Genomic DNA, 10,133 nt, shown 5'->3' with positions numbered 1-10,133 from the left:
ACCTACAACAGCGCGGTTAACAGCCGCGTGCTCTACCATTGAGCTACCGAGGAATTTAAAGCCCAACAGAAAGGGCTGAAAAATTCTGGCTCCCCGGGTAGGACTCGAACCTACAACAGCGCGGTTAACAGCCGCGTGCTCTACCATTGAGCTACCGAGGAATAGGTGCGTGCTCTCAAGCAACGAAGTTTATTATACGGACGAATCAGCTCAGGGCAAGAACTTTTTTAAGAAATTTTCCGACCTAATCATTGGGGACGTTCTTAAACGACTAGTCATTCAAGGACCTAGTCATTGGGGACGTTCTTAAACGACTAGTCATTCAAGAACGTCCCCAACGACTACATGAAAGCGCCCCCAAGCGAATGTGCTTGAGGGCGCTTCTTGCTTGCGAGGTTAAGACTCAATATAGTCTTTCAGCTTGCTCGAGCGGCTGGGGTGGCGGAGCTTGGCCAGAGTCTTGGACTCGATCTGGCGGATGCGCTCACGCGTGACACCAAACTCGCGGCCGACTTCCTCGAGTGTACGGGGATGCCCGTCGACAAGGCCAAAGCGCAGCTCGATAACCTTGCGCTCACGATCGGCAAGCGAGTCGAGCACCTGGGTGAGCTGCTCCTGCAGCATGGAGAAGCTGGCCGCATCGGGCGGGACGATAGCCTGGGAGTCCTCGATGAAGTCGCCCAGCTGGGAATCCTCTTCCTCGCCGATCGGGGTCTCGAGCGACACGGGCTCCTGCGAGATCTTCTGGATCTCGCGGACGCGGTCGGCGCTCATGTCCATCTCGGCACCGATCTCCTCGGGGGTCGGGTCGCGGCCCAGGTCCTGAAGGAGCTGGCGCTGCACGCGGACGAGCTTATTGATGGTCTCAACCATGTGCACGGGGATACGGATGGTACGGGCCTGGTCGGCGATAGCGCGCGTAATGGCCTGACGGATCCACCACGTGGCGTACGTGGAGAACTTAAAGCCCTTCTGGTAGTCGAACTTCTCGACGGCGCGGATCAGACCGAGGTTGCCCTCCTGGATCAGGTCAAGGAAAAGCATGCCGCGACCGACATAGCGCTTGGCGATGGAGACGACCAGACGCAGGTTTGCGCTGATGAGCGCCTGCTTGGCTTCGAGGCCCACGTTCTCAATGCGCGTAAGACGACGCATCTCGGCACGCGTGAGTTCGAGCTCACCAGCATCGGCAGCCTCGAGCTTCTCGGTGGCCTCGAGACCGGCCTCGATCTTCATGGCCAGATCGACCTCTTCGGAGGCGGTCAGCAGGTCGACCTTGCCGATCTCCTTGAGGTACATACGAACCGGATCGCCGGTCAGCATCACCGTGGAGGCATCGATGCCACGCACGCGGGAGCGTGAACGGGACGTGCGCACGGTGCGCTTCTTCTTGCTCTTGGAAGAACCCATCTCGGCGTCGGCCTGACGGGCCATCTTGAGCTCGTGATCGTCGAGCGAGCCGGAATCGTGCTCGTCGTCGTCATCGAAATCGCCGGTATCGGTATCGGTATCGTCATCGTCGACGTCCATGGGGGCGTCGTCGTTACCGCTCGCGGAGATAATCTGGATGCCGCTGTTGCGCAGCGCGGAATACACCGCGGTGAGCTGCTCGTCAGAAACATCGATATCCTTCAGGGCGACCTGAATCTCGTCCTCGGTTACCGAAGTCCTGTTTGAGCCGTTGCCCATAAGCTTTGCAACGTAGGATTCCAGCCCAGTACCCGTGCTCTCAGTCTTTTTTGGCACAGATTCTCCCTTCATAGTCCACAGGACTCAATACTTTAGCACACACATTGACGTCTATACCCAAAAAGAGGACTGGATATAGGCGAGAATACGCTGGTTGACCACAACATCTAGGCCTGTTCGGTTCCTGCGGTCTCCAAACCAATCAAACGGAACGGGTCCGCCACGCCGCCGATCGACTTTTGCAGCTCGCGTTGACGCTGCGAATCCTGCGCGGCCTGCACGGTCAGCGCGCGACGGGCCTCATCATCGAGCGAACGGTCCTGTCGCAGCTTGGCCTGTGCGGCACGCATGCGGCGCTTGATGGTGTAGAGCTCGAGCGTATCGAGCATAAACACGATGTTCGTCTCGGTGGGGTGCTTGCTCGTCGCCGAGATGCGCCCGGCACTCACAAGCGTTGCCGCCTCGGGACACACCGAGCGTGCCGCATCCATGCAGGCTGCAGGATCGGTTCCCGGCGGCGTTGCCAGAACGGCCCACGCGATGGACTCGTGACGTGGGTCAACCCACTCGATGGAGCAGATGCGGTCGGCATACGTGCGGAACAGGTCGGGGTAGCTCGTGAGCATGGTCAGCAGCTCGCGCTCCCCTGCCAAGGACTTGCGCTCTAGATCGGTAAGAACCATCGGCGCCGCCGCAGCCGGTGCGCCCGAACCGTCAGCCACAGGCACAGCGCCCATATCATCAGGCACATCGATCGGCGGCAGGTCGTCGACGACCTCCACGGGCGCGGCACCGTAGGCATCGAGCGGGACGTAGTCGTACGGCTCTTCTTCGACCGGTGCGGACACCGGCGGCGTCGCGCCCGATGCCCAAGCACCGCGACCGGCATCGCGAGAACCCGATGCCCGACCGCCCGCGCTACCGGACCGCTCAGCCTGTGCCCGCTGGCGCTCATAGTTCTGCTCACGACGTCGTTCCGCATCCTCGCGCTTGGCGACATCGCGAAACACACGGCCCGAGCTCGCGCGCACCGTCTCCAGATCCAAACCCAGCAGGTCGGCAATCTGGATAAAGTACGTGTCAATCATATAGCTGTCGCGCAACGGATAGATAAGCGTCAGCGCATCCTCCAGCGCCTTGGCGCGACCGCCCGGCGTGGTGATGTCGCTCGACTCCTGCAGCGAACGGTACACAAAGTCCATGAGGGGCTCGGAGGCATCGATGCGCGCCTGCAATGCCTCGCCACCATGCGCGGTGATGAACTCCATGGGATCGTTGCCGTCGGGCAGCACCACGCAGCGCAGGTCCATAGAATCCTGCTCGATAAACTGAATCGCACGGCGAGCGGCCTTTTGGCCGGCGGCGTCACCATCGAACATATACACGATGCGCTTGGCAAAGCGAGTGAGCGTCTTGACGTGATGCTCCGTGAGGGCGGTGCCCAGCGTGGCGACAACGTTTTTAATCCCCGCCTCCCAGCAGGCGATGCAATCGGTATAGCCCTCTACCACGATGGCGGTATCCTGCGCGACGATAAACTCCTTGGCCCAATTAAAGCCGTAGAGGTTTCGCTTTTTATGAAACACGCTCGTCTCGGCGGTGTTGAGATACTTAGGCTGGCCGTCGCCCATAATGCGACCGCCAAAGGCAATGTTGTGACCCTGCTCGTCAAAGATAGGGAACATCACGCGGTCGTAAAAGCGGTCGGCAAGCTGCCCGCGCCCGCGACTCACGGCAACGTTGGCGTCGATCATCTCCTGCGGGGTAAAACCCGCCTGGGACAGGTGCGACACCAGCGCGTTACGGCCCGGTGCAAAGCCCAGGCAGTAGCGGCGGCAGACGTCGCCGCCCATGCCGCGGCTGGCAAAGTACTCGCGCGGACGGCCGTCCTTACCGCGCATGAGCATGGTGTGGTAGAACTGGGCGGTCTCGGCGCACAGATCGTAGATGCGGGCACGCTTGGTGCCGCGCTCGCGGCGATCTCCGGTGTCATGCAGCTCAATACCCGCGCGATCGGCCAAGTAACGGATTGACTCGGGAAAGCTCAGGTTCTCGCGCTTCATGATATACGTGAAAACGTCGCCACCCTCGCCGCAACCAAAGCAATGCCACACCTGCGTGGCGGGGATAATGTGGAAGGACGGCGTCTTCTCGCCATGGAAGGGGCAGCATCCCCAAAACTCATGGCCGCGAGGCTTGAGCTCGACCGTTTCCTGCACGATGGCAACCAGGTCAGACGCAGCGCGTACCTGGTCTTTTTCCTCATCGCTAATCACGGATGCTCACCCCCTGATCGCCCAAGTTGTGACGAATATCCTCGATATTACCCTCGACGGTCGCGATCAACTCATCCAGCGAATCGAACACACGCGAGGGACGCAGCCAGCGCGTAAACGCCAGCGAAACGGAAGCGCCGTACAGGTCGCCCGTATAACCAATTAAATTAGCCTCGAGATGCGCAGATGCCGCATCGTCAGCATACGTTGGCGGCAGGCCGACGTTCACAGCAGCGGGCCACGCGGTGTCATCGACCAGCACCAGACCCTCATACACGCCATCGGCTGGCACCTGAATGCCGTCGGGAACCTGCAAGTTTGCCGTGGGAAAGCCCATGCCAGAACCCTCGTGACGGCCGCGAATAACACCGCCACGCACCATATACGGACGGCCGAGTAACCCAGCAGCAAGCTCCACATGGCCCTGTCCCAGCTCATGACGAATGCGGGTGGCGCAAATGGCCTCACCGCCCTCGCAAAGCAGGTCGTGACCATACACGTCAACGCCGTGCTCGGAACCCCAGGAGCGCATCTCGGCAACACCAGAAGCACCGCCACGACCCAGCCTAAAGTCACTGCCAACGCGAATCGATCGAATGTCGACCAGGCGCGACACCAGCGAGAGAAAATCAACATGGTCAAGCGCCGCAACCTCAGGCGTAAAGGGAACGGCCACCACCGCATCGACCCCGGTTTGAGCCAAGGCATGCAGACGGTCGGCCGTCGTCATCAATTTTTGAGCGGGCGAAGGGCTCACCACAACGTCCGGGTCGGGATCGAAGGTAACCACGACCGCCTTACAGCCATGGGCACGGGCATCACGGACAAGCGCTTCGATGAGTTCCTGGTGTCCACGGTGAACGCCGTCGAACACGCCAATGGCGATTGAAGCGGCACCCAAGTGCTCACACTCATCAAACGTATCGGCAGCAACGATGCGAGCCTCGTCCGACTCGCCCGCGAAAAAGACACGCGCGAGCTCGCGAGCGGACAACATCATCGAACACCGCCGATTGCCTGCGGAAACACGTGCTCCATGACAAAGCGGCCGCCCTCAATGCGGGCGAGCGCCTTGAGTCCCCCATCGAGCACCAACGCAAACGGCGCCTTCGAGGAATCGAAATCGGCAAGCGCACGCTCAACGGGAATGCGTCGGCCGCAGAGCAGGTCGTCGGCAAGATTGCCCGGCAAGTCAACACGTGTGGCGCCCAGGGCCGCAATGGGATCCAGGGCAAAGCCAGCCGCGGACTCGGGAGAAAGCTCCTCGACCGCATGACAAGCGCCAATGGAAACAACACCGGAAGCCGTGCGGCGCAGCGCGGAAATATGCGCGGCGCTATCGCAAGCGCGGCCCAGGTCGCGAGCGAGCGCACGGATATAGGTGCCCTTGCTCACCGAGAACGCCACGGTCCACACACACGTATCACCTTCGCCGCCCACGGCGATCAGGTCGGCGGCATAGACCTCGACGGGGCGCGGAGGTAGGTCCACCGCATTGCCCTCGCGAGCAGACTTGTAGGCGCGAACGCCATTGACCGAGATAGCAGAAAACGCCGGCGGCACCTGCATCTGCGGGCCCAGCATGGCGGCCAAGCGCTCACGAGCATAGGCAGGATCGCGGAGCTCGTTGGCAACAGCCACCGTGCGGACCGCCTCGCCCTCCGCATCATCGGTATTGGTCTCGGCGCCAAACGAGATGTCGGCGACATAGCTTTTGGTATCGAGGGTTAGCATGCCCAGCAGACGAGTAGCCTGGCCCACGCCCACCACCATGACGCCGGATGCCATGGGGTCGAGCGTGCCGGCATGGCCGACGCGCCGCTCATGGAGGGCGCGTCGGCATTGCGAGACCACATCGTGGGACGTGCAGCCCACCGGCTTATCGACGGCGAGCAGCATATTCAGTTGAGAAGGCGTACGACGAGCCATGTACCATCCAAAAAGTTAAAGCTCGACGGTCACCGAAGCGGGATCCTCCCCCACCAGCTCGGCCAGCATGGGAAGTGCCACGGCGAGCGTCTCGCGAATTGTTCCGTTGTTGGAAAAGCCGGCGGCGGCATGATGCCCGCCACCGCCAAAGTTGGCAGCGATCTCGGACACATCGAGGTCACCCTTGGAGCGCAGGTTGCCGCGCACCTTGGTATCGCCGTCGATGCCCTTTAAGAACAGGCAGACCTCGACGCCCATCACCGAACGCACCACATCGACCAGACCGTCACATTCATCCGAGGTGACGCCGCAGGCCTCAAGGTCGCTCTGGTAGGCATAACTATACGCCACGCGCCCATGCGCGACCGTCTTAATGCGGCCCATGACAATGGACTTGAGGTGCAAAAACTCAACGCGCATGCTCTGGTAGACCTCGAGCGCAACGCGCGCCGGATCGGCACCGTGCGCCACCAGGCGCGAGGCCGCATGGAACGCGGCGGCATCGGCGTTTTGGTACTGAAAACGGCCGGTATCGGTAACCAAGCCACACAGCAGGCAGGTCGCAACGCCATCACGTGCGACAATGCCGCAATTGTCCAAGAAACGGTCGATGATCATGGCGCAAGCCGCGGCATCGACGCGCCTCAGACTGAGCTCGGCAAACTCCTCGCGCGCCGGATGGTGATCGAAGCACACCACATGCTTGGAGCGACGAAGCACCTCGGCAGAATTATTGAGGCGCTCGACGACCGGTACGTCCACCGAGATGAACAGGTCAGGATTACCGGCGTACGCAGATGCCGGCACCAGGCGATCGGAGCCTTCCATAAAGCGGTAGATACGCGGAACCGGGTCATCATCTGCCAGCAGCAGCGCAATGTCCTTGTTGGGGAAAAACTTCATGAGCGAAAGGCCCAGACCCAATACGGAGCCCAAGGCATCGCCATCGGGAGAAGTATGTCCCGAAATCGCAATGGAGGACGCACCCTCGATGAGCTCGAGGATGCGTCGCTGAATATCTGCAGACTCGCACGAGGCGAGGTCGGCGGAATTAGTCATCTAAAGCTGCCTCCTGGGCGGCATCCGCTATCGGATAGCCGTCCTCGTCCTTTTCGATCGCAAGCGTGGCGGGAACGTTTTCCAGCGCACGCGTGATGCGCTCGGCCTCATCGGTCGAGCGATCGATGCGAAAATCGAGCTCGGGCGTGACACGCCAATCGAGCGAGCGAGCCAACAGGCTGCGAATACGGCCCTTGGCGCTTGCGAGCGCCTCCATGACCTCGTCGTAGCGGCTCGCATCGCACGACACGTACACGCGCGCGAAGGAACGGTCCACCGCGACCTCGACCGCGGTCAAAGTAACCAGGTCGAGACGCGGATCGGAAACCTCAAAGAGCAGGATATAACCGAGCTTCTCGCGAAGCTGCTCGCCCAGACGGCGGGTTGCCTGCGTTTGCTTCATAGCGCTACCCCCTACTCGGTACGGGCAACCTGGTCGATGCGGTAACCCTCGATCTGGTCGCCGGGCTTGATGTCCTGGAAGTTCTCCAGGCCAATGCCGCCCTCGGAACCGCTCTTGAGGCTCTTGGCCTCGTCCTTGTAGTGGCGCATCGAGGCGATCTTGCCGTTGAAGACCACGATGCCGTCGCGCACCAGGCGCACGGAATCGGTCGCGGCGATCTCGCCCTCTTCGACGCGGACACCGGCGGCGATACCGACTTTGGGCACCTTGAAGGTGTCCAGGACGGTCGCGGTACCCGTGGCGACCTCGACCTCGGTGGGCTTGAGCATGCCGATACGGGCGGCGTCGAGCTCCTCGAGGCACTTGTAGATGACGTCGTAGCAACGGATCTCGACGCCCTCGCGCTCGGCGGCGGAGCGGGCCTTACCGTCGGGACGGACGCCAAATCCGATGATGATGGCGTTGGAGGCGTCGGCCAGGACGACGTCGGTCTCGTTGATGGCGCCAACGGCGGAGTGGATCGTGTTGATGCGGACCTCGGACTGATCCATCTTGTCGAGCGAGTCCTGAAGGGCCTCGATGGAACCCTGGACGTCGGCCTTGATGATCAGGTTGAGCTCCTTGACCTCGGCGTCGGCAATGGTCTCGAAGAGGTTCTCGAGCGTGACGTGCTTGACGCGGCTCTGCTCCTCGATACGGGCCTTGAGCGAACGCTCGTCGGCAAGGGCGCGAGCCTCGCGCTCGTCCTCGAACACGCGGAACTCGTCGCCGGCGTTGGGCACGGACTGCAGGCCCAGAATCTCGACGGCGTCGGAGGGACCGGCCTCGGTGACGGCGCGGCCCTTGGGGTCGAGCATGGCGCGGACGCGGCCGTAGGTAAGGCCGGCGACCAGCGTATCGCCCACGTGCAGGGTACCGCGGGTCACGAGCACGGTAGCAACCGAGCCGCGGCCCTTGTCGAGCTTGGCCTCGAGGACGTTGCCGGAGGCAAAGGTGTCCGGGTTGGCCTTGAGCTCGAGCACGTCGGCCTGGAGCAGCACGGTCTCCAGAAGTTCGTCGATACCGATCTTCTGCTTAGCCGAGATGTTGACGAACATGTTCTGTCCGCCCCACTCCTCGGGGATGACTCCGTACTCGGTGAGCTCCTGACGCACACGGTCGGGGTTGGCGCCCGGCTTATCGATCTTGTTGACGGCGACGACGATGGGTACGCCGGCGGCCTTGGCGTGGTTGATCGACTCGACCGTCTGGGGCATGACGCCGTCGTCGGCGGCGACGATCAGGATGACGATGTCGGTCACCTTGGCGCCACGGGCACGCATGGCCGTAAAGGTAGCGTGACCCGGGGTATCGATGAAGGTGATCTTGCGGTCGTTGATCATGACCTGCGAAGCGCCAATGGCCTGCGTAATGCCGCCCGCCTCGCCGGCAGCAACGCCGGTGTGACGGATGGCATCGAGCAGCGACGTCTTGCCGTGGTCGACGTGGCCCATGACGGTGACGACCGGGGCACGCGGCTTAAGGTCGGCGGGATCGTCGTAGAACGAGAAGGTGTTCTCCTCCTCGGGGGTGATGATCTTGATCTGACGGCCCAGGTCGTCGGCAACGAGCTCGACGAGGTCGTCGGACATGGACTGCGTCATGGTGAGCGGCGTACCCAGCAGGAACAGGCGCTTGATGATGTCGTTGGCCGGAACGTCGAGCGCCTCGGCAAGCTCCTGGACGGTAACGCCCTGGGAGACCTTGATGGCGTCGAGGTCCTCGGGGTTCACGCCCTGGGCCAGCGCCTCCTCTATCTTGCGCTCCTCCTGAGCCTTGGCAGCCTCGCGCTCGCGCTTCTCCTTGCGCTTCTTGCGGCGACCGGTGGACTCACGAGAGGCCTCCTCGACGGCAGCACGAGCCTCCTCGAGCACCTTCTCGCGGCTGTACTCTTCGGCCTCGCGAGCCATGCGGCTGTAGTGGTCCTCTTCGTTGTTGTGACCGCCCTTACGCTTCTTGCCCTTGCCCTGCTTATCGGGGTTGGGGAAGTCCATGCCGGCGGCGACGTTGTTGCTGGCGTTGGTGCGATGGCTGTGCGGACGGCTCTCGGAGGCGTTACGCTCGGAGTTGTTGTCGGAAGCGTTGCGATCGTTACGACGGCCACCGCGGCGGTCGTTGTTGCCGCCACGACGGTTACCGCGCTCGGCGGCGCGCTCGGCCTTGGCCTTGTCCTCGGCGTCCTTCTTCTCCTTGAGCACGGTCTCCTGTGCGGCGATCTGGTCGAGCAGCGAACGGAAACGCGAACCGGAGTCGGAAGCGGGAACGGCGCGGCGCTGGGCCTCGCGGGCAGCCTCCTCCTTCTCGCGGGCAAGGCGCTCCTGCTCGGCCTTCTTCTTGGCCTCGGCCTCGGCGCGGGCAGCCTCCTCGGCAGCCTGGGCTGCGGCGAACTGGCGACGCTCCTCCTCGCGGGCCTTCTCGGCGGCGATGCGCTCGCGCTCGGCCTCAGCGGCGCGAGCGGCCTCCTCGGCGGCAGCTGCCTGCTCCTCGGCCTGCTTGGCGGCCTCGACTTCCTGGGCGCGGGCCTCGATCACCGAGGCGAGCTGCTTGCGGACCATAGCGACATAAGCGTCCTCCAAGGTGGAGGAAGCGGACTTAGCGGGAATCTTCATATCGGCGAGATGACCCATCAGTTCCTTGGAGGTCATGCCGAACTCTTTGGCCAGGGTGGACACACGGACTTTTGCCATATGACTTCACCTACCCTTTCTGGCACCTTGGGTGCCTAGAGACTGAACGAG

At 62.4% G+C, this 10,133-nt stretch carries 7 protein-coding genes and 2 tRNA genes (1 of these 9 running past the window's edge); all 9 read right to left on the bottom strand.

All coding sequences use genetic code 11. The features are described from left to right. Window positions 1-53 (bottom strand) — tRNA-Asn (locus tag JMJ97_RS01645) (it extends 122 nt beyond the left edge of the window). A gap of 33 nt (window positions 54-86) precedes the next feature. Next, window positions 87-161: transfer RNA gene (locus JMJ97_RS01640), tRNA-Asn, on the bottom strand. Window positions 162-396: 235 nt separating this feature from the next. Further along, window positions 397-1,746 (bottom strand): RNA polymerase sigma factor RpoD, encoded by a 1,350-nt coding sequence (rpoD, locus tag JMJ97_RS01635; RefSeq protein WP_260698931.1) that lies wholly within the window; start codon window positions 1,744-1,746, stop codon window positions 397-399. A gap of 110 nt (window positions 1,747-1,856) precedes the next feature. Beyond that, a complete protein-coding gene (gene dnaG, locus JMJ97_RS01630) occupies window positions 1,857-3,965 on the bottom strand; it encodes a DNA primase (RefSeq protein ID WP_260698930.1) in 2,109 nt (702 codons plus the stop codon). Continuing rightward, window positions 3,958-4,965: a riboflavin biosynthesis protein RibF gene (gene ribF / locus JMJ97_RS01625; RefSeq protein ID WP_260698929.1), complete on the bottom strand. Its 1,008-nt coding sequence runs from the start codon at window positions 4,963-4,965 to the stop codon at window positions 3,958-3,960. Before ribF ends, dnaG begins: the two co-directional genes overlap by 8 nt. Then, window positions 4,962-5,894 (bottom strand): tRNA pseudouridine(55) synthase TruB, encoded by a 933-nt coding sequence (truB, locus tag JMJ97_RS01620; RefSeq protein WP_260698928.1) that lies wholly within the window; start codon window positions 5,892-5,894, stop codon window positions 4,962-4,964. The genes ribF and truB overlap by 4 nt, the downstream gene beginning before the upstream one ends. Before the next feature lie 15 nt (window positions 5,895-5,909). Further along, on the bottom strand, window positions 5,910-6,953 hold the full coding sequence (locus JMJ97_RS01615; protein WP_055286380.1) for a DHH family phosphoesterase: 1,044 nt from the start codon (window positions 6,951-6,953) through the stop codon (window positions 5,910-5,912). Then, complete coding sequence (gene rbfA / locus JMJ97_RS01610) at window positions 6,946-7,356, bottom strand: 30S ribosome-binding factor RbfA (protein WP_006234038.1); 411 nt, start codon at window positions 7,354-7,356, stop codon at window positions 6,946-6,948. The genes JMJ97_RS01615 and rbfA overlap by 8 nt, the downstream gene beginning before the upstream one ends. Window positions 7,357-7,367: 11 nt before the next feature. Next, window positions 7,368-10,082 carry a translation initiation factor IF-2 gene (gene infB, locus JMJ97_RS01605; RefSeq protein WP_035138110.1) on the bottom strand — a complete coding sequence of 905 codons (2,715 nt, stop codon included), beginning with the start codon at window positions 10,080-10,082 and terminating at the stop codon, window positions 7,368-7,370. Window positions 10,083-10,133: the final 51 nt, after the last annotated feature.

Origin of the sequence: Collinsella aerofaciens, assembly GCF_025289055.1 — a bacterium.
In the GTDB taxonomy this organism is placed as follows: domain Bacteria; phylum Actinomycetota; class Coriobacteriia; order Coriobacteriales; family Coriobacteriaceae; genus Collinsella.
Note: the sequence above shows the minus strand (reverse complement) of the source record. Positions and strands in the feature narration are given on the sequence as shown.